This window comes from Thalassospira povalilytica, assembly GCF_002844235.1.
Taxonomy (GTDB): Bacteria; Pseudomonadota; Alphaproteobacteria; order Rhodospirillales; family Thalassospiraceae; genus Thalassospira; species Thalassospira povalilytica.
The window spans coordinates 504,097-530,001 of sequence record NZ_PGTS01000002.1 but is presented as its reverse complement, the minus strand read 5'-3'; the positions used below and the strand labels follow the sequence as shown (position 1 = coordinate 530,001).

At 51.7% G+C, this 25,905-nt stretch carries 23 protein-coding genes and 1 tRNA gene; 11 read left to right on the top strand and 13 right to left on the bottom strand.

Annotated elements, in window-relative coordinates; translation table 11 throughout:
• Nucleotides 1-24 precede the first annotated feature (24 nt).
• From CU041_RS06730 to CU041_RS06720, 3 genes are all read left to right on the top strand, one after another.
• The gene (locus CU041_RS06730; RefSeq protein WP_101246223.1) at nucleotides 25-753 is read left to right on the top strand and encodes an acylneuraminate cytidylyltransferase family protein; all 729 of its coding nucleotides are present in this window, start codon (nucleotides 25-27) and stop codon (nucleotides 751-753) included.
• 73 nt (nucleotides 754-826) lie between these two features.
• Entirely contained in the window at nucleotides 827-1,603 is a 777-nt protein-coding gene (locus tag CU041_RS06725; RefSeq protein WP_101246222.1) for a cytidylyltransferase domain-containing protein, read from the top strand.
• Nucleotides 1,603-2,817 carry a DegT/DnrJ/EryC1/StrS family aminotransferase gene (locus CU041_RS06720; RefSeq protein WP_206927603.1) on the top strand — a complete coding sequence of 405 codons (1,215 nt, stop codon included), beginning with the start codon at nucleotides 1,603-1,605 and terminating at the stop codon, nucleotides 2,815-2,817. The genes CU041_RS06725 and CU041_RS06720 overlap by 1 nt, the downstream gene beginning before the upstream one ends.
• 71 nt (nucleotides 2,818-2,888) lie before the next feature.
• On the opposite strand, the gene CU041_RS06715 is transcribed toward CU041_RS06720, so the two are convergent.
• The 10 genes from CU041_RS06715 to CU041_RS06670 form a co-directional block, all read right to left on the bottom strand.
• The gene (locus tag CU041_RS06715) at nucleotides 2,889-4,277 is read right to left on the bottom strand and encodes an exopolysaccharide biosynthesis polyprenyl glycosylphosphotransferase (RefSeq protein WP_233433049.1); all 1,389 of its coding nucleotides are present in this window, start codon (nucleotides 4,275-4,277) and stop codon (nucleotides 2,889-2,891) included.
• A 193-nt stretch (nucleotides 4,278-4,470) separates the two neighbouring features.
• Nucleotides 4,471-5,253 (bottom strand): MBL fold metallo-hydrolase, encoded by a 783-nt coding sequence (locus CU041_RS06710; RefSeq protein ID WP_101246220.1) that lies wholly within the window; start codon nucleotides 5,251-5,253, stop codon nucleotides 4,471-4,473.
• A complete protein-coding gene (locus CU041_RS06705) occupies nucleotides 5,250-6,068 on the bottom strand; it encodes a TatD family hydrolase (protein ID WP_101246219.1) in 819 nt (272 codons plus the stop codon). The genes CU041_RS06710 and CU041_RS06705 overlap by 4 nt, the downstream gene beginning before the upstream one ends.
• Nucleotides 6,065-7,627: a methionine--tRNA ligase gene (gene metG / locus CU041_RS06700; protein ID WP_101246455.1), complete on the bottom strand. Its 1,563-nt coding sequence runs from the start codon at nucleotides 7,625-7,627 to the stop codon at nucleotides 6,065-6,067. Before metG ends, CU041_RS06705 begins: the two co-directional genes overlap by 4 nt.
• 86 nt (nucleotides 7,628-7,713) lie before the next feature.
• The gene (locus tag CU041_RS06695; RefSeq protein WP_101246218.1) at nucleotides 7,714-8,820 is read right to left on the bottom strand and encodes a DNA polymerase III subunit delta'; all 1,107 of its coding nucleotides are present in this window, start codon (nucleotides 8,818-8,820) and stop codon (nucleotides 7,714-7,716) included.
• A gap of 5 nt (nucleotides 8,821-8,825) precedes the next feature.
• Nucleotides 8,826-9,482 (bottom strand): dTMP kinase, encoded by a 657-nt coding sequence (gene tmk, locus CU041_RS06690; protein WP_101246217.1) that lies wholly within the window; start codon nucleotides 9,480-9,482, stop codon nucleotides 8,826-8,828.
• Nucleotides 9,479-10,573: a D-alanyl-D-alanine carboxypeptidase family protein gene (locus CU041_RS06685; RefSeq protein WP_233433029.1), complete on the bottom strand. Its 1,095-nt coding sequence runs from the start codon at nucleotides 10,571-10,573 to the stop codon at nucleotides 9,479-9,481. Before CU041_RS06685 ends, tmk begins: the two co-directional genes overlap by 4 nt.
• 264 nt (nucleotides 10,574-10,837) lie before the next feature.
• Nucleotides 10,838-11,884 (bottom strand): septal ring lytic transglycosylase RlpA family protein, encoded by a 1,047-nt coding sequence (locus CU041_RS06680; protein WP_101246215.1) that lies wholly within the window; start codon nucleotides 11,882-11,884, stop codon nucleotides 10,838-10,840.
• Between the two features lie 73 nt (nucleotides 11,885-11,957).
• Nucleotides 11,958-12,962, bottom strand: a complete 1,005-nt coding sequence (locus tag CU041_RS06675) for a lytic murein transglycosylase (RefSeq protein WP_068519064.1) — start codon at nucleotides 12,960-12,962, stop codon at nucleotides 11,958-11,960.
• Between the two features lie 21 nt (nucleotides 12,963-12,983).
• A complete protein-coding gene (locus tag CU041_RS06670; protein ID WP_170310155.1) occupies nucleotides 12,984-13,808 on the bottom strand; it encodes a YdcF family protein in 825 nt (274 codons plus the stop codon).
• A gap of 162 nt (nucleotides 13,809-13,970) precedes the next feature.
• On the opposite strand from CU041_RS06670, the gene CU041_RS06665 reads away from it, so the two are divergent.
• Nucleotides 13,971-14,060 (top strand) — tRNA-Ser (locus CU041_RS06665).
• A gap of 222 nt (nucleotides 14,061-14,282) precedes the next feature.
• Here the strand turns inward: CU041_RS06665 and CU041_RS06660 are convergent.
• A complete protein-coding gene (locus tag CU041_RS06660; protein WP_101246213.1) occupies nucleotides 14,283-14,507 on the bottom strand; it encodes a hypothetical protein in 225 nt (74 codons plus the stop codon).
• Nucleotides 14,508-14,846: 339 nt separating this feature from the next.
• On the opposite strand from CU041_RS06660, the gene CU041_RS06655 reads away from it, so the two are divergent.
• The gene (locus CU041_RS06655; RefSeq protein WP_101246212.1) at nucleotides 14,847-15,185 is read left to right on the top strand and encodes a zinc ribbon domain-containing protein YjdM; all 339 of its coding nucleotides are present in this window, start codon (nucleotides 14,847-14,849) and stop codon (nucleotides 15,183-15,185) included.
• 84 nt (nucleotides 15,186-15,269) lie between these two features.
• Here CU041_RS06655 and CU041_RS06650 read toward each other — a convergent pair whose 3' ends face one another.
• Entirely contained in the window at nucleotides 15,270-17,510 is a 2,241-nt protein-coding gene (locus CU041_RS06650; protein ID WP_101246211.1) for a TRAP transporter permease, read from the bottom strand.
• A gap of 113 nt (nucleotides 17,511-17,623) precedes the next feature.
• Nucleotides 17,624-18,598 carry a TAXI family TRAP transporter solute-binding subunit gene (locus tag CU041_RS06645; protein ID WP_101246210.1) on the bottom strand — a complete coding sequence of 325 codons (975 nt, stop codon included), beginning with the start codon at nucleotides 18,596-18,598 and terminating at the stop codon, nucleotides 17,624-17,626.
• A 297-nt stretch (nucleotides 18,599-18,895) separates the two neighbouring features.
• Here CU041_RS06645 and CU041_RS06640 point away from each other — a divergent pair, with 297 nt between their 5' ends.
• The 6 genes from CU041_RS06640 (at nucleotide 18,896) to CU041_RS06615 (ending at nucleotide 25,730) form a co-directional block, all read left to right on the top strand.
• Nucleotides 18,896-20,842 carry a methyl-accepting chemotaxis protein gene (locus CU041_RS06640; RefSeq protein ID WP_101246209.1) on the top strand — a complete coding sequence of 649 codons (1,947 nt, stop codon included), beginning with the start codon at nucleotides 18,896-18,898 and terminating at the stop codon, nucleotides 20,840-20,842.
• Between the two features lie 413 nt (nucleotides 20,843-21,255).
• The gene (locus CU041_RS06635; RefSeq protein ID WP_068519071.1) at nucleotides 21,256-22,029 is read left to right on the top strand and encodes an ABC transporter ATP-binding protein; all 774 of its coding nucleotides are present in this window, start codon (nucleotides 21,256-21,258) and stop codon (nucleotides 22,027-22,029) included.
• 86 nt (nucleotides 22,030-22,115) lie between these two features.
• A complete protein-coding gene (locus tag CU041_RS06630; RefSeq protein ID WP_068519072.1) occupies nucleotides 22,116-22,913 on the top strand; it encodes a lysine/arginine/ornithine ABC transporter substrate-binding protein in 798 nt (265 codons plus the stop codon).
• A 112-nt stretch (nucleotides 22,914-23,025) separates the two neighbouring features.
• Nucleotides 23,026-23,718 carry an ABC transporter permease gene (locus CU041_RS06625; protein WP_068519073.1) on the top strand — a complete coding sequence of 231 codons (693 nt, stop codon included), beginning with the start codon at nucleotides 23,026-23,028 and terminating at the stop codon, nucleotides 23,716-23,718.
• 3 nt (nucleotides 23,719-23,721) lie between these two features.
• A complete protein-coding gene (locus CU041_RS06620) occupies nucleotides 23,722-24,465 on the top strand; it encodes an ABC transporter permease (RefSeq protein ID WP_101246208.1) in 744 nt (247 codons plus the stop codon).
• Nucleotides 24,466-24,590: 125 nt separating this feature from the next.
• Entirely contained in the window at nucleotides 24,591-25,730 is a 1,140-nt protein-coding gene (locus CU041_RS06615; RefSeq protein ID WP_101246454.1) for a succinylglutamate desuccinylase/aspartoacylase family protein, read from the top strand.
• Nucleotides 25,731-25,905 lie beyond the last annotated feature (175 nt).

Genomic DNA, 25,905 nt, shown 5'->3' with positions numbered 1-25,905 from the left:
GGGACTATATGAAGACAAAGTCAAATGAAAAATATTGAAAATATTTTGGTAGTATTGCCAGCCCGGGGCAACAGCAAGCGCATACCTAAAAAGAATATTCATCCCATATTAGGGCAGCCAATGATTTATTGGCCAATAATGGAATTGCGCAAAATTTTTACTCCAGAGGAAATTCTGGTTTCCACCGATTCAGATGAAATTGCTGAGGCGGTTGAAGAGCTGGGATTGCGCGTCCCCTTGCGTCGGCCGGTGCACTTGTCGGATGATCATACAGGCACAGTTCCTGTCATAACACATGCGCTTGAATGGTTTGAGAAAAATGTCAAGCGTGTGGACTATGTACTTGCAGTTTATCCAACTGCTGTAATGCTGCTAATCGATGACATTTTGGATGCTTTTGAGATGCTCCGACGTGACAAGCTCTGCGACTCAGTTCTTTCTGCGTGCACATTTCCGTATCCAGTTCAGCGTGCCGTTTTTGAAAATGCTGATGGGTATGCAGAGATGTTCCAACCGCAATATTTTCATTCACGTTCTCAGGATCTTGTAGAATCAAAGCATGATGCCGGTCAATTCTCGATTAGTCGAGCAGGCGCGGTCAGAAAAGGGAAGATTCTTACCAATTCACACGTTCGAATGAAGTTGTTGAATAGAAATAATGTTATAGACATCGATACCATGGAAGACTTGGAGGTTGCGGAAGAAAAATTACGTATTCATAATCAAAGATATGATAAAAAATATCATATATAATTATTCAATTAATATCCTCCATTACAATCACCGATAAAGTAGGTGCAATTGTTGTTTATTATAAAGAAATTTTATGAGCAATAATATTACAGCAATCATTCAGGCGCGCATGAGGTCTACCCGCCTGCCGGGGAAAACGCTTATGCAACTCGCAGGGAAGCCAGTTGTTCTGCATTTGATAGATCGAGTCAGAGCCGTGGATCTAATCGATAGAATTATTGTGGCAATCTCGAATTCTGCAGAAGACGATGTGCTTGAAAACTTTTTAAACAGCCAGGGCGTGTTGGTTTATCGCGGTTCTGAGGCCGATGTTTTGAGCCGATTTGCCGGTGCGACTAGAGCTTTGATACCAGAAGAAGAGTGGGATTCTGGTGCGGTTGTACGGTTAACCGCCGATGATCCCGTAAAAGACCCGTCAGTTATGGGTGCTGTCATTAAAGAGTTCATAAAACTTCCGGGCACCTGGGATTACGTATGTAACAATCAGCCACCTTGGTTGCCAGAGGGACAAGATAGTGAAATCGTCTCAATTCAAGCATTGTTGCGTGCTGATGAGCTGTCGATCAGCCCGTATGAGCGTGAACATGTAACCCCGTACTTCTATCATAACTCTCACGAGTTTCGCTGCCATAGCCTGCACGGTACGCCAGATTTGTCAGGTAATCGCTGGACCTTGGATACAGAGAAAGACATGGACTTCTTTACGGAAGTGTTTTCACATTTTTCGGATAATTCAATGCCCCGAATGCAAGAAATTTTAGACCTGTTAGAACAGAAACCGGAGATCAGAGCCTTAAATTCAAACGTTGTCCGCTCCTCCCTTTATCTTTCAGACACAGGTAATAGTTGATGTTCTCCTACCCCGCCCCAAAGAAGCGCGTTATCTCACGTGTTACCGATCTTGAGCGCCGTTATGTAATGCAATGTCTGGATTATGGCTTTGAAACTTCCAAAGGCTCAGAGTTTTGCACACGCTTAGAAAGAGCTTTTGCGGACTATCATGGAATGGAGTTTGCCATTTCATTCATGAATGGCACTTGCACCATGCACGCAGCGCTTGAGGCGGCAGGTGTCGGGCCCGGAGACGAAGTCATTGTGCCACCACTGACTATGTCCTCAACTACCTTTGTCGTCCTTCAAGCCCATGCGGTTCCGGTTTTTGCGGATGTGGACCCGGATACATTTCAGATTGACCCGATGAGTATTCGTGAACGGGTCACTGAGCGCACCAAAGCAATTATTCCCGTTGCACTGTACGGATTATCGCCGGACATGGATGCCATCATGCAAATTGCGAAAGAGCATGATCTCATTGTTATTGAGGATGATGCGGAGGCTATTACCAATACTTACAAAGGTCGCAAAATTGGAACAGTAGGGCATGTCTCAAGTTTCAGCTTTCAGAGTTCCAAGCATCTTACTGCTGGTGAAGGAGGAATGATCCTCACCAACGACGAAGCACTTGCAAACAGCATTCGCCGCTTCAATAGTTTAGGGTATGCCGGTGTGGGTTCGCGTAAAGGTAAAATCACCAAAACCGATATTCAGGATCCCGCCTACTCCCGTCACGTGTCGACCGGGTTCAATTACCGCATGCCAGAATTGTGTGCGGCAGTAGCGTTGGCTCAGTTAGAGCGCATTGATGAATTGGTGCAGCGACGCATAGATGTTGGCAACCTGTTTAATGAGGTTACAGCACAATACCAATGGTTTGTTTCTCAAAAGACTCCTTCTAATTGCACCAACAGCTACTGGACGTTCGTCGCCAAACTTGAGCATCCCGATGTCAGCTGGCATGAATTCCGTGATGCCTTTTTGGCAAATGGCGGAGATGGCGTCTATGCAGCCTGGAAACTTAGCTATATGGAGCCGATGTTTGCCAATGGATGCCCGTTAACCCACCCCGCGTACAAAGGTATATATCAGAAGTTTGGTCCAGGATTATGTCCAAATGCAGAGATGGTTCAGCCAAAACTCTTCCAATTTAAAACCAATTACTGGAACTGGGATGACGCAGAGGAACAGGCGCAGATTTTAAGAAAGACTCTCTCGCAGTTTTCTTGATTGTCAGAAGAAAAAAGAAACACAACCTCCCCTGAACAATTTACGTAGTAAATTATCGGGGGAGGAAAAAATCAAAAGGCGTTCTTGTTTGAGAGAACTGACAACATAGTCAAAAACAGAATGCGCAAATCGAACCAAATTGACCAGTGGCGAATATAATACAGATCGCATGCAATCCGCTGCTGGATTTTTTCGTCGGTATCAGTTTCACCTCTCCATCCATTTACTTGCGCCCATCCAGTGATGCCGGGGCGTACCCGGTGCCTTGAAAAATAGGTGTCAACTTTTCCCTGGTAGAGTTCATATTGGGCTGTCGCGTGTGGCCTAGGGCCGACGAGAGACATCTCTCCTTTGAGGACATTTATCAGCTGAGGCAATTCGTCGAGGCTTGTTCGTCTGATGAAAGACCCAAATTTTGTGACGCGAGGATCATTTCTCCGTGCCTGCACAATTTGCCCAGATACGTCTGTGTCACAACTGCGCGCATACATTGAGCGGAATTTGAGAATTTGGATTTCGTCGCCGTTAAACCCGTGCCGTAGTTGCCGGAATAAAACAGGTCCAGGGCTTGTTGCTTTAATGCACAGCGCTATAACCATCATTACGGGCGACAACAAAATCAACAGGATTGTGCCTAAAACAATATCTTCTAAGCGTTTTATCCACCAAGCTCTGGCCGAAAGAGGTTTCACTGCAATGCGAACAAATGGTAGCCCGGCAACTATCACCCATTCCCGAAACTTATTGGAGTTGCTGTTCGTGCTGCAGAAGTCCAAGTTAGATGCATCTGCGGATAGAGTTGAAAACTCCAATATCTCCGAAGGCATGGCCGACAGCGTTACAATGTGATCAGAAAATTGCTCTCTGTCCTGATCTGAAAGCGCAAATATCAAGACATCAGGAACTGACCGCCTTAACTGATATATTTGTTCCTCAAACTTTCGCAGTTCAGTCGGGTGTTTTCGATCAAATGGAGTTTCAATTTTTTTAACAATATTAATTCGATGGGAAATTGCTTGTGAATCGACAAATTTTAAGAAATTAGAATAGGACTTGCTGTAAACTACTGCAAATGCAGGCTTTATCTTGTCCAATAATCCCGTTCTATAAAGGGCATAACCAAAAATAAATCGATATGTTGTTAGCAGGGTTAAACAAATCGCAATGTTGTATCCCATCCATAATCGAGAGATTTCAGCCGATGATTTGGTGAAATAAGCTACAGAAAAAAATACTGAGAACGAAAATATTGTAGCTGCGGTTAGTCGCACAATGCCAAACCGAAGAATACTCAAATCTAATCTAGTGTACGCCCGTGAAGATAGCATAAACAAAAAATATAGCATCCATATTGGAATAATATATGAATACATCGAAAATGAACTTCCGATTTCCCCAAACCGTAAGTAATATGATGTTAAAGCTGATAGCAAAAACAATACACCATCAGATAATATCATGATGTCACGAATAGCAAGCCTGCGCCTGCTATATATGTGAAAGTAATTATGCTCTTGTGGGGACTTTTTCACATTTAGTCTCATTGATATGATGCGTGGTATTCGATAAAAAAATCGATATGTTAACTTAACTTTTTCCGTATTGAAATTATGTAATTGTAATTCCATACATTCCCATGCTCCACTATCAGCACTAATATTTCTCATTTACTGTAATGGATAAGCCGTCATAAGCCGGTTCAACATGGTTCGGTGTGTCGGCCATCGCCTGTGCGTAATCGAACTGAATACCCATATGGGTCATGTAGACCTTTTTGGGTTTGAATTCTTCAACCCAGCCCAGCAGCTTTTCAAGGTGCGCATGCGTGTTGTGTGGTCGGTGGCGCAAACAATCGACGACCCACACATCAAGATCATAAAGATGCTGTTTGGATTGCTCGGGGAAATTCACGACATCCGTCGAATAGGCAAATTTCCCGATCTTGAAGCCAAGGGTTTCGCCATAGCCGTGATCCTGCGAGAAAACGGTTATCGGGACCCCTGCTGCGACCAACGGCCCTGTGATGACGTGCGGTATCAGGACCGGTTTGAAATAGAACTCAACCCCGTCAGGCAACGGCGTAAAGACATAATTGAAGCGATGGTCGATATCAGAGATCGTCTCGGCCGAGGCATAGATATCTATCGGCCGGTTCATCGCCACATTGAGCCAGCGAACATCATCAATCCCGTGCACGTGATCGGCATGTGAATGCGTGAACAGGATCGCGTCAAGATGGTCAATGTTATGGCGGATCGCCTGTTCACGGAAGTCCGGGGTGACATCGACAAGGATCTTTTTCCCGGCTTCTTCGATCAGGATAGAACTGCGTAAACGGCGGTTTTTCGGATTGTTCGGGTCGCACTTTCCCCATCCAAGGCCAACGGATGGCACGCCATTTGATGATCCGCAGCCAAGAATGGTTATTTTGGTCACTGTGCCGCTTCTCCTGGCAGAAGAAGATTTTTGCGATCGGCCTTGGTGAAGAGCTTAAAGAAGTTGTCGGTGGTGATCCGGGTGATTTCTTCGAGGCTTACACCCTTGATTTCGGCGAGCTTTGCCGCTGTGTGGGCGACATAGCTTGGCTCGTTCGGTTTGCCGCGTTTGGGCACAGGTGCCAGATACGGCGCGTCTGTTTCCACAAGCAACCGGTCCAATGGCACATCTTCAAGAGCCGCACGGATTTCCTTGGCGGAATTAAAGGTAATAATGCCCGAGCAAGAGATATAAAACCCGATTTTCAAGGCCCGCTGCGCCAGTGTTGCCGAACTTGAAAAGCAATGGATCACCCCGGTAAAGGGCCCTTTTTCATATTCTTCTTCGAGAATATCCATCGTGTCATCATCCGCATCACGGGTGTGAACGATCAAAGGCAAACCGGTTTCACGGCATGCGGCAATGTGGGCGCGAAAGCTTTGTTGCTGGGCTTCGCGCGGTGCATTGTCGTAAAAATAGTCAAGGCCACTTTCGCCGATGCCAATAATTTTGGGATCGGATGCCTTGGCCAGCAACGGTTCGGGGCTTGAAAGCCCCTCCTCGCCTGCTTCGTGCGGATGCACGCCAATCGTGCAATAGATATGATCGGATTTTTCGGCAATGGCGCGAACCTGATCAAAGGTCGTCAGTTTCACGCCGATGCTGACCATCATGCCAACGCCGGCATTTTTCGCGCGCGCGATGGTGCCCGAAAAATCTTCGGAAAACTGCGGATAATCCAGATGGCAGTGGCTGTCGACCAGGGAGACATTCATGCCTTCTCTCCTTCGTCTTCTTCTACATAGCGCGGGAATACTCCAGCCGGTTTCGGGATTTCCGTTCCCGGTACAAGGGCATGATGCGGGCCAAGATTCTCGAACCCGCGCTGAGCATCGGCCAGCACCAGCAAATCGAGAATTTTCGATGCGGAATCCGGCATGATCGGCTGAACCAGAATGCCAACATGGCGAATGACTTCGGCCAGAACATAAAGAACCGTTTCCATACGTGCCGGATCGGTCTTTTTCAGGCCCCAGGGCGCCATTTCATCGACATAACGGTTGGCATCGCCCACAAGGCTCCAGATTGCTTCAAGGCCCTTGTTGAATGCCTGCTCATCAAACAGCGGCCGAACGGTGTCCAGCATCCCGTGTGCTTTGCCGAGGATTTCATTATCCGCATTGGTGAGCGCGCCCGGTGTCGGGATCGCGGCGTTGCAGTTTTTGTGGATCATCGACAGAACGCGCTGGCACATATTGCCAAGATCGTTTGCCAATTCGCTGTTCATGCGATTGACCATGGCGCGATGGGCAAAGTCACCATCATTGCCGAACGGAACTTCGCGCATCAGGAAATAGCGAGTCTGATCCAAACCATATTTTTCGGTAAGGTCATAGGGATCAATGACATTGCCGATCGATTTGGAAATCTTCTGGCCTTCATTGGTCCACCAGCCATGGGCAAAGACGCGCTTGGGCGGCGTGATACCAGCGGCAAGCAGGAAGGCCGGCCAGTAAACGGCATGGAAGCGCAGAATATCCTTGCCAACCATGTGGAGGTCCGCCGGCCAGTATTTTTCAAGTTTGGCCGGGTCTGCATCGGGATAACCGATCGCCGTCAGATAGTTGGTCAGCGCGTCAAGCCACACATACATGACATGGTCTTCGTCACCCGGAACCGGCACGCCCCATTTGAAGCTGGTGCGCGATACCGAAAGGTCGTGCATGCCGCCTTTGACAAAGCTGATGACTTCGTTGCGGCGTGACTGCGGCGCGATGAAATCCGGGTTCTGTTCATAGAACTCAAGCAGACGATCCCCCCATGCCGACAGCTTGAAGAAATAGCTGGGTTCAGACACCCATTCGACCGGGGCCCCGGTCGGTGCCAGTTTCTCGCCATCCTTGGTGATCAGTTCTTTTTCAGCATAAAACGCCTCGTCGCGAACCGAATACCAGCCATCATAGGAGCCAAGATAAATCTCGCCCTTTTCAAGCAACGTATTCCAAAGCGCCTGACAGGCCTTTTTGTGGCGTTCTTCGGTCGTCCGAATGAAATCATCATTCGAATAGTTCATATGCACGGCCAGATCGCGGAAGTTCTGCGATACCTGGTCGGTAAAGGTTTGCGGGTCAATACCCTTGGCCGCGGCCGACTTGTCGACTTTCTGACCATGTTCGTCCGTGCCCGTCAGGAACATCACGTCATACCCGTCCAGGCGCTTGAAGCGTGCCAGAACGTCACAGGCAAGCGTCGTATAGGCATGGCCAATATGGGGCTTGTCATTGACGTAATAGATCGGGGTCGTGATGTAATAGGGCTGTTTGTGCCCGGTCATGGTCGCAAATCCTTCGCGCAAGTCGTGAAACAAAACGGCCCGAAATGGGCCGTGATGGTCAAAATTTCGGTTACAGGGCAGTGATGTCAGGTTCGCATGGTTTCTTCAAGCATGAAGAATGCATTCAGCAAGGCCTGCTTGCGATCAAGATGCAAACCGCGGGTCGCGCCCATCAATTCGTTGATCTTTTCCCATACCTCCAGCCATTGATCAAGCGGTTGCGCAGCGGCCATGCGTTGCATGGCTGGCAATTCGCCTTCGACCACTTCGCGTGGCGGCTGTCCGGTTGCGGCAAACCGGATCATTCGGGCCAGCCACCAATGCAGAAGTTCGGTCACGGTGGCAAAGGCCGCGTCCTTGTCTGCCGGGGAAAAGCGTTCGGCAAATTTGTGCTGGGCCGCAACATCGGCATTTGGCAAAGATGCGATCAGATTGACCATCTCGGTATATAGCTCAAGCCCGCCGACTTCATGCAGTTGAAGGGCGCGGCCAATGCTGCCTTCGGCCAGACCCGAAAGCGCATCACGATCGCCAAGATCCATTTCAGGACAATAGCGTCCCAAAAGATCGACAACCTGATGGTCCTCAAGCGCGCCAAGGTTCAATCGACGGCAACGTGAACGGATGGTTGGCAGCAAACGGCCCGGATGATGGGCAATAAGGATCATCATCGCATTTGCCGGCGGTTCTTCGAGAACCTTCAGAATGGCGTTTGCTGCGTTACGGTTCAACTCGTCAGCCGCATCGACGATCACGATCCGCCAGCCACCCTCGGCCGAGGTTTTGGACATGAAATTGCCAACAGTACGCACATTGGCAACGGTAATTTCGCCCTGAAGCCGTTTTTTCTTCTCGTCATACTGGCGCTCGATGACCTTAAGGTCACCATGTCCGCCACCCGCAATCCGTCGGGCGACCGGATCTTCGGGATCAACGTAAAGTCCATCCGGCTGATCACCAAACAGGCCTGCCCCGCCGGTCCCGCCACCAGACAGGATAAAGCGCGCCATGCGATAGGCCAGCGTTGCCTTGCCGACGCCACGCGGACCACACAATAGCCACGCGTGATGCATCCGTTTGCTGTTCCAGGCATCAAGAATTGTTTTCTCGGCCTCTTCGTGGCCAAGAAGCGCCTCATTACGGCGCGGTTCAAACGGATTGTTGTCTTCTTGAAGGTCGTCGTTACGGGCCATCCGGCTTATGCCCCCTGCCCGACAATTCGGTTCTTGACCGTTTCAATGACACGTGCGGTCACGTCATCAATATCACCCAGGGCATCAACAACGCAGCAACGTTCCGGTTCTGCGGCCGCGATTTCACGGAAACCGTCACGCAGACGCTGATGAAATTCCAGCCCCATCCGTTCAAACCGGTCTTCGGCGGCGCTGACATTGGCAAAACGTGCACCAGCGCGTTCAAGTCCTATTTCGATTGGAAGATCAAAAATCAGGGTGATATCGGGTTTGAAACCATCGATGGCAAGTTGCCAAAGATTTCTGATGTAATCAGCCCCGAGCCCGTGGCCATATCCCTGATAGGCAACGGATGAGTCGGCAAAGCGGTCGCAAAGCACAACCTTGCCTTCGGCAAGGGCCGGACGGATCGTGCGTTCGACATGGTCCCGGCGCGATGCAAACATCAAAAGTGCTTCGGTGACCGCATCCCAGCGCCCCGGATCGCCCGTCAACAGAAGCGTTCGGATTTCCTCTGCGCCAGGCGAGCCGCCTGGTTCGCGGGTGACAACGACATCACGGCCCTGGTTGCGGAACCATTTCTCAAGGCATCTGATCTGTGTCGATTTTCCGCTGCCTTCCCCGCCTTCAAAGCTGATGAACAAGCCGGGCTTCACACTCACCCGTTTGCCCCCCACAGAAGATATTTGATGGCGGCACCGATACGGCCGACAAAGCCGAGGCGCTCGACATCATGGGCCGCATAAAGCGGGAATTCTTTGGCTTCCTGATCAGGAACTTCAACCTTCAGGGTCGCGATCTGATCGCCTTTGGCAATCGGGGCCGGAATCGGACCGTCATAGACGACAGACACTTTCATATCACGGCTGGCGCTGCGCGGGAGTGTCAGGAGAATGTCCTGATCTGCGACCAGATCAACCTTTGTTTCGGCGCCAAGCCAGACATTGGCGGAACTGACCGTTTCATCCTTGGAAAACAGGTCGTAATTGTCGAATTCGCGGAAACCCCAATCGAGAAGTTTCTGTGATTCCGTACGGCGTTCCCGGACCGAGTTCAGGCCATTGACAACAATGATCAAGCGACGGCCATCACGTTCGGCCGACGCGGTAAGGCCATAACCGGCAGACTCCGTATGCCCGGTTTTAAGGCCGTCGACACCTGCGCTGGTCCCCAAAAGCGGGTTGCGGTTGGGCTGACGGATGCCGTTATAGGTGAATTCCTTGACGGAATAGAGTTCATAAAGATCAGGGAAATTGCGAATGGTATCGCGGGCCAGGATCGCAAGATCATGTACAGTGACAAGATGCCCTTCGGCAGGCCAACCGGTGGCATTCTTGAACACCGATTTGGTCATGCCGATATTGCGTGCTTCCTGGGTCATTTCCTCGGCAAAGGCTTCTTCGGTGCCGGCCAGACCTTCGGCTACCACAATCGCGGCATCATTGCCGGATTGAACGATAATTCCGTGCAGAAGGTCGGAAACAGAAACGTCGGAATTGACCTCGACGAACATTTTGGATCCGCCCTTGCGCCATGCCTTTTCACTGACATGGAAGGTGTCATCCATCGATACGCTGCCGTCCTTGATATGCTTGAACAGCATATGGACAGTCATCATCTTGGTCATGGATGCCGGTTCGGTCAGCGTGTCCCCTTCCTTGTTCAGAAGGACAGCACCGGTGTCGAAATCCATAATATAGGCTTCACGCGCGCTGGTCTCGATCGCCTGTGCGCTGGTCATCGACATTGCCATGACGGACCCCAATATTGCGGCCCCGGCCACTACCCGGTTCAGACTGTTTTTGAACGGAATTGGCGGCATCAAAGTCATAGCGTCCTAACCCTGTATAATAAAATCTGTTCCCGCCGGTCTTTCGGCGTGTTCATTCTGTTGCTTATGTCGCAAATCCGGCAAAATTGTGCAACAGCAAGCCGGTATGCTCATAAAACAAAAGACTTCATCAGAAAACCGTGCGCATGACAGCAATCAAAGCGGTGGCACAGCGGATTTCTGCAATCAACATCCCGACTTGGCTGCCCCACCGTCAGCGCATTCAACGACCACTTTGGCGCCGTTCTGGCCGGTTGCAATCACCCGTTCGAGTAAAATGTCAGCTTCGGGCACCGTGTTTAACGGTCCAAGACGTACCCGGTAAAAGGTCGTGCCTTTGACTTCAATCGGTTCAATCTTGCTTGGTGCAAGATCATAAAGACGGTTCCGAAGGTTCAAGGCATTGTCATAAACTGAAAATGCACCAGCCTGAACATAGATTGACGAATTGGCAACAGGTGCAACATTGACAACTGCGGCCTCTTCAACCGTTCCTTCCAGCGGGGACGACGATACGCTTGGTTCGGACGATGGCGGCGTCAGTTTGATTCGGGACGTTGTAGGCTGTCCGCTGTCGGTAATCGGACCATCATCAAGACGTACGGTTTCGACAACATCACGCGGTGCGGCCGATACGGTATTCTGTTCGGCAACGGTGACCGCCGGTGCTGCTTTGCCCTGCGCGATTGCGGCGATCTGCCGACTTTCGCTTTCGATCACCTCGACCATCACCTTGGCCGTGCCCTTTTTCTCGAAACCGAGTAACTGGGCCGCGCGGCGCGACATATCAATGATGCGGCCATGTGCAAACGGCCCGCGGTCATTGATGCGAACCTTAAGCGATTTGCCGTTTTCAAGGTTGGTTACACGAACAATGCTTGGCAGTGGCAAGGTACGGTGGGCCGCCGATATTTCGTACTGATCAAAAACTTCTCCATTGGCTGTCCGTTTGCCGTGGAATTTGGGGCCGTACCAGGATGCGATACCGGTTTCGCTATATTCGTAATCAACGGCGGGGTAATACCACTGACCAGCAATTTCATAGGGATTGCCGATCTTGTAGCTTCCGACCTGAACCGGTTGTGTTTGTCCGCCACCCAGACGTTTGACACCGTGAACGGCCAACTGGGTTTCGGCACAACCTGCCAGTAACATACCAAGTGCAACCACGGACAGTCCGAGGCGGCCATTTGTCCGCAGGCGTGCGAATGCACTTTTTCTTGGTGATGGCATCAAGGTGTCCCCGCTTAAAGATGCTCTGTATCTGTCGGTGACGGGACTTGCCCGTCACCTGGACATTCAATGGTTACTGCCCTGCAATCGCGTCTGCCAACGTACCGACAGCAATCGCGAAATAGGTCGAACGGTTCCAATGCATGATGGTGTGGAAATTGTTATAAACCATATATGCCGGACCTTCACCGTCATTTACGGTAACAATTGATGCATCCATGTCAGCCTTTGGCAGATCCGCACCATTAGGCATGCGTACACCGGCTTTCTGCCATTCGGCGATTGGTTTGCGAATGTCGCGGCCAACCAGTGACTTGTCAAAATCTTTCGGGATGCTGACCTTGCGTCCCCAACGCTCGTCACCCTTCCAGCCAACGGTCGAAAGATAGTTTGCAGCCGACGCAAAGACATCTTCCTTTGCCCCCCACAAATCAATCTTGCCGTCGCCATTTCCATCACGTGCATAGTTCAGGAATGTGGAAGGCATGAATTGCGCCTGCCCCATTGCACCGGCCCAGGATCCTGACATGTTTTCAGGTGCGATATGCCCGGCATCAATAATGGTCAGGGCATTCATCAATTCCTTGCGGAAATATTCCGCCCGACGGCCCTCAAAGGCAAGGGTCGCAAGTGAATCAACCACGGAATACCCGCCAGTATGGCGGCCAAATCCGGTCTCGATTCCCCAAAAAGCCGTAAGATACTGACCGGGTACACCATATTTCTTTGCCGCGGCATCAATCACGGCGCGGTTTTCGGCGTATTTCCGGCGTCCTTCATCAATACGGGACTGCGGCACCACACGCTGGATATATTGTTCAAACGTCAGTTTGAATTCCGGCTGGCTGCGATCATATTCGATGACTTTGGGGATCGGCTTGGTATTGGCAAAGGCGACATCGAGTGTCGGCTGTGAAATGCCTTTGGCTGCTGCTTCTTTTTTGAAGTCAACAAGCCATTCATCAAACCCCTCTGTGGTAAATTCTGGAAGTTTTTCATCGGTCTGTGCGAAGGCAGGTGAATGCGCAGCCAAAACAGTCAACACCGAGGCGGCAGTCAGCAATTTCCAGAATTTCATCAAAAGGCCTCATCCAGGATTTTAGTTGTCAGGGGCGACCGGCACCGGGCCGGGGAACCACTCATTCGTTCGCCCGGTCAGGTAATAAGCGGTCAAACCGACCCATTCACGCAAACCACGGCTTAGAGATTTGATACCGCCTGAGACGTTAAGACTTGCTAAATGGATGTCGTCTGAGGTCAATCTGCCGACCGGATAGGGAATTACAGTCCATCCAACCTGTCGAAAAACACCAACCGCGCGCGGCATATGATCGGCCGAAGTGATTAAAAGCCAAGGTTTTTGTGCCAGTTCAGGCCAGTTGCCGTACACAACCTTGTGGGAGTTTAGCGCATTCTCATATGTGTTGCGTGCTTCGGTCTCAAAATGCATGTTCGGCGTCAGAAGTTTCGAATCGTAAAGCCAGTCGCGAAGAACATTGGCCTCGCTGAAACCCCGATCGTTCAAAACACCATCGCCCCCGGTGAATATTACGGGTTTATCGGGGTATTTGTTTGCAACGCGCAGCATCGTAAAGACCCGGTCCGGGGCACTGAGAAACTGCACGTCGCCACGCTGAAGGAAGCCGTTTGCATCGATACTGCCTGACAATGTGATGACGCCTGCAAATTCGGTTTTGTCCAGATCAGGCTTTTCGAACCGCGTTTCGAGTGTCCGGGACAGAAACGCACCGAGCGGAAATACCGTAATCAACAGTGATAAAACGGTCACGACAACCAGGCCGGCAAGAGCAAAGCGCCGCGTTCGGCGCAGGAAAATCAATGCGGTCAGCGCCAACAAGACAAGCCCATGGACCAGCCCGATATTGACGATATAGCCCACTGTTTTAGACAGAAAATAGAACACGTGAATTCAATCCGACTGGTTGTTCGCCCTGTGGTTGCTGGTACCTTACTGAAAACAAATTATTTCGTCAGCATTCGATGCAATATCGGATTGACCTATTGACAGGGCAGCGCACCCAATTTATTGAAAGCGCCCAGAGCGAGATGCTCCAACCATTTTTGCGGAGAGGTGGCAGAGTGGTTGAATGCAACGGTCTTGAAAACCGTCGTGCCTTTACGGGTACCGTGGGTTCGAATCCCACCCTCTCCGCCATTTCCCAAGTCGTTGATTACGTTGTGAATTGCCGCTGATTATTGCGAATTGTGAACCAAAACTGGTTTCCGATTTAGCATTCAGCTTGGCTTGTGCATATCTTCCTCGCGCGGTCGCGGACATTGTTTTATCCGCCCGGCATCCGTTTGCTTTCTGGGCCATTTACCATAATGACGGCATGGCAGGCATCCCATACGGTGTGATGCATTTAGGTTGTCGTGATCAGTAATTTAATTCCAGGCCGAGCATCCGGCTCAGCAATATGGCGACAAGTCCGACTGCGATCAATGCAACCACGAAAATAGCGACCATCTTGGCGCCAGAGCGTATCAGGGCGCGGGTCTCGCCCTTTTCTCCCTGGTCGTAATGCCATTTGATGGAAAAGAACATGGCGGTGCATAGCGCGACAATCTTGAATGTGCCGAAGATTATTGGGACCCAATCCATTTTATTCACTCATATCTGCATCAGCTGTGTGCGTTATGGCCGTGTTTTGACCAAACGCACACTTCCTATTCTGCAACGCAGACATGTATCAGCGGGTGGGAATTGCATTGGCCCATAAGGCGGGTACCTTGCGGATACGGACGCCTGCGACTGCCGCGGCAACTTATATCCAAATACGCGCCGGTAAATGACAATTGTCGATTTCGCCGGGATTTCGGGGTTTTAAGCCATGGGATGCTGACTGCACGGATATTGTTTATCTTGACGCGGTCGTCACTGTTCTGCGAACTGTAGCCTCCTTTCGCAAGATTTTGAAACCGTCGTAATGAAAGTCCGCCAATGAGCGCGTTACCGCCCTGCCCCAAATGCCAATCGCCCTATGCCTATGAGGATGGCGAGCTCCTGATTTGTCCGGAATGTGCACATGAATGGTTTGCATCTGCCGATACTTCATCCGAGACAGCTGTCAGGGATGCCAACGGAACGCCGCTTTCTGATGGTGATACGGTAAGCGTTATCAAGGACCTGAAAGTCAAAGGGTCATCGGCCGTTGTCAAGGTTGGCACCAAGGTCAAAGGCATTCGCCTGGTCGACGGTGATCACGATATTGATTGCAAAATCCCCGGGATTGGTCAGATGGGACTGAAATCCGAATTTGTGAAAAAGGTATCTGACTGATTTCCCAAGTCCTGTATTTCAGACAAGAAAAAGCGCACCGTTTCCGGTGCGCTTTTGTCGTTTCAATATGATGTTGGGCGGTGCTTAGTCCGCACTTCCGGTACGGAAAGTCGCGCCGGCTTTTGGTTTGATCACGCGCTGAACAAACCAGATCACCGCAGCCATCCCGACACCGATAAGATCGGTGACAAGACCGCCGGAAATCATGAACAACGCTGCAATAATCAGAGCAATACGCAAGAACCAGACTGCGTTGCGGCCAAGGAACCAGCCCTGAACACCCGCAGACAGCAGGAATACACCGACAACGGCCGTAATCAGCGCCTGCCCGATCTGAAGGTATGTGCCCTCCATCAGGATTGCAGCGTTATAGAAGAACATGAACGGCACGATAAAGGCGGCGATGCCGATCTTGAATGACGCAACCGATGTTTCCATCGGATTGGCTCCTGAAATCCCGGCCGCGGCATAAGATGCCAACGCAACTGGCGGCGTGATTGCCGAAACCACAGCAAAGTAGAACACGAAGAAATGAGCGGTAAGTGGTTCAATTCCAAGCTCAATCAGGCCAGGCGCAACAACGGATGCCGCCACGGCATAGGCAGCAGTTGTTGGCATGCCCATGCCAAGAAGAATGGCAATCAGCATGGCAAATACCAGTGCCAGAAGCTGGGATGCTTCTGCCAGACCAAGTAACAGGTTCGAGAACCGCGCACCAACACCGGTCAAGGCGATAACGCCAACAATGATCCCGGCACAGGCACAAACAGCAATGATCTGAATTGACATGCCACCGGCCAGCTCAAAGGCCTTGGCAACGGCGCGAACACCGACCCGGTTTGGCGTCAGCCAACTGACCACGACGGCCGCAACCGTCGCCAGCGTACCTGCACGGATAACCGAATATCCAAGGAACAACGCAATGATCAATATGATGATCGGCAGGAACAGGTAGACCTGTTTGACCATCGTGTTGAAGCGCGGCAGTTCTTCTTCCTTCATGCCGCGCATGCCGAGTTTTGCGGCTTCGAAATCGACCATGAAATAGATCGATACAAAATAAAGGATCGCAGGAATAACCGCGGCAATCGCAATGTCGGTATATGGAATGCCGGTAATCTCGGCCATGATGAAGGCGCCCGCCCCCATGATGGGAGGCATGATCTGGCCACCAGTCGATGCTGCGGCCTCAATCGCACCGGCGGTTTTCTTGTGATAGCCGACCTTTTTCATCAACGGGATGGTCAAGGAACCGGTTGCCACAACGTTACCGGCCGATGTGCCATTAATCATGCCCATCAAACCGGACGCAAAAATCGCGACCTTGGCCGGGCCACCCCGCGCCCGTCCGGCGACCGAAAAGGCAAAGTTCACAAAATAGTCGCCAACTTTGGATGCCTGAAGAAAGGCTGCGAAGATGATGAACAGGATGATGTAAGTCGAAGAAACGGCCGTCGTCGGTCCGAGAATACCGGCATCGGTATAGACCTGGCTGAAGAAGCGCTGCCAGGTGATGGCCGGTGATTGCAGGAAGCCCGGCAGGAATTCACCGACAAAGACGTACACGAGGAAGATCGTTGCGATGATCACAAGCGCAAGCCCGGCGACACGACGGGTCAATTCCATAATCAGCAATGTTCCGGAAATCGCAGCAATCGAAATTCCGATTGGCGCAAACGGCGTTCCGGTCGAGTTGCGCATCAAGGTGCCATAAATCGTAATCAGATAGATGGCGACTGCAAGCCCGCATACCGTAAGGACAAAGTCCGGCGGCGAATAACGGTTTCTGGTGGTTTTGTGGAACCAGGACAAAACGATACCGCCGACTGTCGCAGCCATAAGCGGTGCGCCAAAGACCCAAGTTTCATTGAACTTGATGCGCGCGTCAATGCCGTTCCACATCACGCCATTGTTGATTTCAAAGGCGAAACTGATTGCGGTTCCCACGGCAACAAAGGCCGGAACCAGCAGAATATAGGACAGATAACCCAAAAGCGGCGTCTGGCCGGTCGGGGCATCCGCAAATTTGTTGGCCGAATACCAAAGGAAACCAAGTGCCAGCGCACCGGCAACGTGAACAATTCGGAAGTTCCAGGTTTCGAGCGGAAAATCAGGCAGAAACGCAAGATTAACCAAACCACCGGTCATGCCCGACAGCGACACGCCATTAAGTGCCAGCATGTGAAACGCGGCATAAATCGCAGCAGCAATCGTAATGAAAGTAAGGCCGCGCCCTTCAAAAAGGCGTCGGTTTTGTTCAACCGGTTCCTCGTCAACGCCATCGGCGATGAGATGGTCGTCATCAGGTTTGTTGGGTTCGGTCATAAGGTTTCCCCGCACTCTTTGGTCATTTGTTTTTGGCAAGCTTCTTTACGGCGATTGAGCAAAGGCGGGTCACCATTGCGATGACCCGCCTTGCGATATCAGATCGGGCTGACTTAGTGGATCATGTCAGCCGGGATGGATGCGCCATGTTCATTGAACCATTTGGCTGCACCCGGGTGCCATTTCATGACTTTGTTCTTGTTCCAGTTTTCCGGAACCGTCGAACGGGCCGCACGGTGGATCGAAACCATGCGGGCGTTGTCCGACATCACAACGTCGGTTGCGGCATAGACGAAGCTTTCAGGAAGATCGCAGTTGGCAATCGCAAAGTTCCACATCGAAACCGAACGTGCCGGTGCGGTCAAAGTGGTGTAGGTATCAGCTGCGATGTCGAACTCGGATACCGGGAAGGCATCCATGATCTGTTTCTGTTCTGCTTCGGTGAACTCGATGATGTTCACTTTGGTCTGGACTTCCAGCTGGCTGACAGCCGGAACCGGAACGCCGGCGGCGAATGCGATAACGTCAAGCAGGCCATCCTGAAGCTGACCACCAAGATCAGACCAGCCGCCGTTACGGCGTTCGAATTTCACGCCGAGTTCTTCAAGCATCCGCGGGAAATAGGTATCGGACGTCGACCCCGCCGGGCCGAAACCGATTTTTGCACCTTCCGGAATGTCGGCAACCGATGCGATGCCCGACGATGCCAATGCGGTGATCGAGAACGGCGTCTGATACATCGGGAACATTGCGCAGGCGTTGGTCATCTGGACGCCCGGTGCAATCGGGTTGGTCCCGGCCAGCGATTCTGCAGCCGGTCCCATCGTGGTCATGCCAAATGCGGCTTCACCAGTATGGACCAGTGCCATGTTCTGCATCGGACCACCGGTGACTTCACCACCACCGGAAATGCCGAGTTCGTCAGCGACAAGGTTTGCCCAGCCCGAACCATAGGCAAAGTATGTGCCGCCCTGAGAAGCGGTGCCAACGGTGAAGCTATCAGGCCAACCGGTGCGATCCTGCGCGACAGCAGCAGTGCTCCCAAACGCAAACGCGACCGCCATCCCTGCAATTAATGCGCGTTTCATCTATTTCCTCCGTTTATCGGTACTTATGTGACGTTGCCCCCAAGACAGTTCCACATATGGGGAAACCAAAGGTTGAAGGCAATGTGATCTATAATCAATAACTAAAACAAGGCACTTGGAAAGTGATGTTGGTCTCAGAACTTATGCGACTTTCGTTGAATGGTTCTATTGCGTGCATTTGACGCCACTAAAACACGTTACTCTGATTTAAATTTAAAGACCGCGCTACAAACGCTTGTAATGGCATGAAGACGTTACAACGTCTCTAGAAACCATGGTGTCTCGGAGGGCGGCGCAGTGTCATTGAATATCGGCAGTAGAATCTTGCTTGCAGCGGCGATGATTGTTGTTGCGACGTTTGTTGCCTTTATCCTGTATTTTGATTACCAGCAGCGAACGTCGATCCAGAGCGCGTTGCAGTCAAAATTGACCGAAAGCGGATCGCTTGCGACGGCTGGGATTGCCAACTGGCTTGATGGCCGTCGTCTTCTGGTCGAAAGCCTTGCCAACAACATCGCACGGGACAGCTCGCCCGAAGCCGTACGTGAAGTCGCCAGCGGCCAGGCGCTTGCTGAGTCGTTTATTTATGCCTATTTCGGCAGCGCCGATGGCGTAATGACGATGAACCCGCCAGACGAGCTGCCGCCCGATTACGATCCGCGCAAACGCCCATGGTATGGTGATGCGGTGGCCATCGGTGACAGTACCCTTACCGAACCCTACACCGATGCCTCTACCGGGCAGCTTATTGTAACGGCAACAACCCCGGTGTTTGACGGGTCGAAACTTCTTGGCGTGGTGGGTGGTGATATCAACATCTCCATTCTTGGCGAACTGGTTCGCAGCATCGATCTGGGCGGGATCGGATACGGGTTCCTTGTCAATGATCAGGGCACCGTCCTGATCCACCCCAATGCAGATTTCACGCTTAAACCGATTGCCGAAGTTTTCCCGGAAAACACCCCGACCGTCGAAGAAGGCATGCAAAGCGTTCTTGAAGGAAGTGGTCCGCAATTGTTTACCTTCTTCAAGGTCGACGGGTTGCCTTCTGTGAACTGGTATCTTGGCTTTGCCCTTGATCGGGATGCGGCATATGCATCACTGACCGAGTTTCGCTATACCGCCATCATCACGGCGATCATTGCCGTGCTGGCGATCATGGGGTTGATGGGGGTTCTGGTACGCACCTGGGTTTCGCGTCCGGTGCTGAGCATGACATCGGCCATGACCCGCCTGGCCAAGGGGGAAAAGGATGTTGATGTACCCGGAACGGAGCTGAAAGATGAAATCGGGGCGATGGCAGCCGCGGTCCTTGTGTTTAAAAACAATGCGGCCGAGGTCGAACGCCTTGCACATGAAAACGAACAGGCCACACAGCGGGCTGCAATGGAGCGCAAACGTGCACTTGATCAGATGGCCGACAATTTCGAAAAAAGCGTGCTTTCGATCGTTGAAACGGTTGCCGATGCGGCTGAACGAACCCAGTCGGTTGCGACCCAGCTTTCAGCCAATGCCGAAGAATCCACCAGTCGTGCTGCCGCGGTTTCAAATGCGGCCAATATCACGACCGAAAACGTTCAGGCCGTTGCCTCTGCCACCGAGGAACTGTCAGCAGCCATTCGTGAAATCGGCGCGCAGGTGACCCAATCGATTGATGTTGCAACCGAGGCCGTGAATGGCATCAACAATACCACGGCAACCGTAACAGAACTGGCCGAGGCCGCCGAACGCATCGGTCAGGTCGTCGGGCTTATTCAGGACATTGCCGGACAAACCAACCTTCTTGCTCTGAACGCAACAATCGAAGCCGCACGTGCTGGTGACGCGGGCAAAGGCTTTGCCGTGGTCGCCGGCGAGGTCAAGTCACTGGCCAACCAGACAGACAAGGCAACGGGTGACATTCAAACTCAGATTGACGGCATTCAGGGATCGTCTAACCGCTCGGTGACAGAAATCGGGTCAATTTCCACGACGATTGAACGGATTAACGAGTTCTGCAATGCCATTGCAGCCGCTGTTGAGCAGCAAGGTGCCGCAACCCGTGAAATCGCCGACAGTGTCCAGCGGGCGGCATCGGGTACACAGGAAGTTTCGCAAAACGTTTCAGCAGTATCGGATGCGTCCAATATGGTCAGCACAGAGGCCAACTCCCTTCTGACATCATCGCGCGAGATGCGTGAACTGGCCCAGCGGCTTCGCGAGGAGGTCCTTGGCTTCCTGAAATCTGTTCGGGAAAACAAATAGGATCCGGACAGAAGTCCCCTGCACGAGTATCAAATTGACGCCATTGTTCATGATCCCGAACGATGGCGTTTTTTGTGTGATCCGGTTGCCGTTCCTTGGGATTTTGTCGGGATATATCCCAAGAGTCTGGTGCAGGTGCACAAATGGCAAAATCGGACGTGGTGTTTTGTTGCGTGAAATGCGGGTGCGGCGCACGATGTTTGCGGGTGTTTGTCCAATTGGAATGGCTAAGCGTTTGAAATATTGCCTTTATTCATAAAACTGCAAAAAATCAGTGGAAATACGCAGCGTCGATAGGCAATTATTGTCGCGATGAGAGGCGCATTTATGGCGTGTCTTGTGGGGGAGCATCGTTTCGATGATGCTAAGACGAACAAAATTCAGACTCTCAACAGGGAAACTTTTCACTCGCTATGAGCAAAAACATACCCGCCCTGCAGGTCGAAGGGATGATCAAAAGCTTTGGGGATCACGAAGTCCTCAAGGGAATTGACCTGACGGCGCATACTGGGGACGTGATTTCGATTATCGGTTCCTCTGGCTCGGGCAAAAGTACGTTCCTGCGGTGCATCAATCTGCTTGAAACCCCGAATGCGGGTAAAGTCCATGTCCATGGCGAACTTATTCGCATGAAGACATTGAAGGACGGTTCGCAGGAAGCCGCGGACAAAAAACAACTTCAGCGCATCCGTACCAAACTGGCAATGGTGTTTCAGAGCTTCAATCTCTGGAGCCATTTGACCATTCTTGAAAATGTTATCGAAGCACCGGTGCATGTTTTGGGGGTGCCGAAAAAGGAAGCGATCGAGCGCGCAGACGCGCTGCTTCAGAAAGTCGGCATGTATGAGCGGCGCGATTATTACCCGGGGCATGTTTCAGGTGGTCAGCAACAGCGTGCGGCGATTGCCCGCGCCCTTGCGATCGAGCCTGAAGTCCTGCTGTTTGACGAACCGACTTCCGCACTTGATCCCGAACTGGTCGGGGAAGTGCTTAAGGTAATGACAGATTTGGCCGAAGAAGGCCGCACGATGCTGGTGGTGACCCATGAAATGGGCTTCGCTAAAGGGGTATCCAGCCATGTGATGTATTTGCATCAGGGCCGGGTTGAAGAATTCGGAAACCCGACTGATGTGTTCGAGAACCCCAAATCGGAACGTATGAAGCAATTCCTTCAACGCGATTTCTGATATGGGCAGGCTGCCTCTGTTGGGGGCGGTCGCGTGAATGGGTGCAAGAGGTTGTGCGCCATTCCAATTTACAAGGGAGAATTTGAATGAAAAACTGGATCAAGGTTGCTTCGGCTGCCGCTATTGGTATTGCACTGAGCGCATCTGCAGCAAATGCGGCGTGGGAAAAGGTTGTGATTGCAACCGAAGGTGCCTACCCTCCGTTCAACATGGTTGACGAGAACGGTAAACTCATCGGTTTTGACGTTGATTTCGCCAACAAGCTTTGCGAAACCGCAAAAATCGAATGCGAAATCGTTGCCCAGGACTGGGATGGCATGATCCCGGGTCTTCTGGCGAAAAAATATGACGCGATCATTGCTCAGATGTCGATCACCGAAGAGCGCAAACGCTCTATCGACTTCTCCGACTATTACAGCAACACTCCGGCTGTTTTCGTTGGTAAAGACGGCATGAGCATCGAAGCGTACAAAGATGGTGAAGTCGTCGAAGACGCACTTGACGGTCTTGTCGTTGGCGTACAGCGTTCGACGACCCACGCAAACTTCCTGGAAGACAACTTCCCGTCTGTCGAAATCCGTATGTACGGCACCCAGGACGAAGCACTTCTTGACCTGACTGCCGGTCGTGTTGATGCCACCCTGGCTGACTCCGGTACGCTTGAAGACTGGCTGAAATCCGACGAAGGCAAAGGCTACGGCTTTGTTTCCAACCAGTTCGCACCGAGCGAATGGTTCGGCGATGGCGCTGGTATCGGTATCCGCAAGGAAGACCAGGATCTCAAAGAGATCTTCAACAAGGCACTGGCTGAAATGCTTGAAAACGGCTCCTATGCCGAGCTGAACAAAAAGTATTTCCCGACGATCAATCTGCACCCGAATTGATCTGTTGATTTTTCCGGGGCGGCATTACTGTGCCGCCCCGCCCTTATTGTTGTCTGGTGTTTCTTTTTAGGGGATTGAAACGCCTGCGACATCAAGGAAAGCTGGAGACACCATGCTCGATTTATACGGCCGCGGCTGGCAGATGCTTGAAGGGGGACTGGTTACAGTTCAGCTTTGCCTTACCGTTTTGCCATTCATGATCATTATTGGTCTGCTGGGCGCATCGGCGAAACTTTCACGCTATCGCTCGTTGCGCATTATCGGGGAAAGCTACACCGTTCTTATTCGCGGTATCCCTGAACTTCTTGTTATTTTATTGATCTATTTTGGCGGCACGATTGCTGTTCAGAACATTGCCGAGCTGATTTCCGGCGAAGAAACCCGTGTCGATATTCCGGCATTCTGGTCCGGTGTCGCCGCCCTTGCACTGGTACAGGGCGCATTCGCATCCGAAGTTTTTCGTGCTGCCATGCAATCCATTCCGGTTGGCCAGATTGAGGCTGCCACGGCATGTGGCATGACACCACGGCAAATCTTTATGCGCATCAAGTTGCCGCAGCTTTGGCGTTTTGCGCTTCCGGGGCTTAACAACCTGTTCCAGGTGCTGATCAAGGACACCGCCCTTATTTCGGTTGTTGGTGTCGAAGAAATCATGCGCAAGGCGGCCATCGGGGCTGGAACGGACAAGGCCCCCTTTACATTCTATCTTGTGGCGATGCTGATGTTTCTTTCATTTACAACAGTTTCGCTTATTGCCTTCAACTATCTTGAAAAGCGGGCTGCCCGCGGTATCGCGAGGGCCTAAGATATGTTTGAAGATCTGATTTACGTTCTTGGCAAATATGATACCTGGCTTTGGCGTGGCTTTTTGCTGACGATGGAGCTGCTGGTAATCTCGGTTACCTTTGGAACGATTTTGGCCATTCCGCTTGCGGTGGCGCGCGTGTCCAAAAAAGTCTGGGTCCAGGCCGTTCCTTTTGCCTTCATCTATGTGTTTCGCGGAACGCCCCTGATCGGGCAGCTGTTCATGATGTATTATGGCGTCGGACAGCTGATTTCGAACATTGACGGCATCCAGGATCATTGGAGCTGGGTCTATCTTCGCAATCCCTATTGGTACTGCCTGCTGACCTTTGTGCTCAATACATCGGCCTATGTTGCTGAAATCATGCGCGGTGGCATTCAGAACGTCCCAAGTGGTGAACTCGAAGCTGCGCGTGCATGCGGAATGACACCCTGGACCACCTATCGCCGGATTATCTTCCCGCGGATGTGGCAAATGATCTGGCCGGCTTACACCAATGACGTGATCTTTACCCTTAAGGCGACGTCACTGGCATCTACCGTGACCATGATGGAGCTTACCGGTGCCGCGCGTAAAATCGTTGCGCGAACCGCCCTTCCCTATGAGGCGTTTATTTCGGCTGGCGTGATTTATCTGATCATTGTTTATACGCTGACTTTCGGCTTCAAGGGCATGGAGCGATACCTGCGCCGGAACGAACGCCGAAAAGACAAGCATTCAGCAAATACCAAGGCGCTACCTACCTGACCTTGACTGAATTTGAATACTCAAACGGCCCGGAAGCCGGTAACAATCATATGCCAGAACTTTGGTGATGATCTGTTTCCGTCCGGGCTGTTTTGCCCCACGCCACCATTTTTCAGGAAACCAAAATGCAAGAAGAACGCATTGAACTCGTTCGCCCGCAAATGGGCACGTCACGCGCCCTTACCGTGCGCCGCTATGGCAAGGCCGGAGCCGGTCCGAAAGCCTATTTTCAGGCAGCATTGCATGCAGACGAGTTGCCCGGTGTCATCACCCTTCATCATCTTGAAGCATTGCTGAAAGAAGCCGATGCCAAGGGTGAAATCACCGGTGAGATTGTTGTTGTTCCGTTTGCCAACCCGATCGGTCTTACCCAATATGTCGATATGAAGCCGCTTGGCCGGTTTGAACTGCGCAGCGGCCAGAATTTCAATCGCCATTACCCGGATCTTAGCCCTGCGCTGATTGCCGCCGTTGACGGCAAACTCGGTCAGGATGCCGACGCGAACGTCAAACTGATCCGGGCCGAACTTCGCAAACTGATTGCGCAACACCGCAAAGATGTAAGTCCGCTGACCGATTTGCAGGATTTGCGCCTTACACTTGCCGAACTGGCGATCGATGCGGACTATGTCCTGGATTTGCATTGCGACTGGGAAGCGCCGATGCATCTTTATATCAGTGACCATAACTGGCCCGATGCCGCCGACCTTTCCGCACAGATCGGATCGGAATGTTCCCTGATTGCCGAGATCAGCGGTGACAACCCGTTTGATGAAGCATTCAGCCGCCCGTGGGTCGAGCTACGCCGTGCCTATGGCGACAAGTTCCCGATCCCGATGGCGACCCTGGCAACAACAATCGAATTGCGCGGTGACCGGGATGTTTATGATGAATATGCTATCCCCGATGCCCTGAACATGTTCAAGTTCCTGCAGCGCCGCGGTCTTGTTGCCGGGGATCCGGGCCCCCTGCCCGAACCGAAATGTGATGCGACGCCGCTTTCCGGTGTTGATCGTGTTGCTGCGGTTCATGGTGGCATGGTTGTCTTTTCTGTCGAAGCCGGTGCACAGGTTAAGGCCGGTCAGGAACTGGGTTATGTGCTGGATTGTGAAACCGGTCAGAAAACGCCGTTTTCAAGCCGCACGGACGGAATCCTTTATTCCCGTCTTGGTATCCGGCTTGTCGTGCCGGGGGGCTATTTGTGTTCGGTCGCCGGTGAAAAACCACTACCCGGCCGCGAAGGACAATTGCTGCTGTCGAAATAGGATTTTGGACGGCAGTTGTCAGGCAGTTCTGCTGTTTTGATTGAAACTGTGTTTTGGACGGATCGATTGATTGCCGGGGTAAGGTTGGATACCTTCTTGGCGATTGGACGATCCGTCTTTATCTTTAATGCCAGATGCATTAAGTGAACCGACTTTTGCCACCATTCGATGCCAG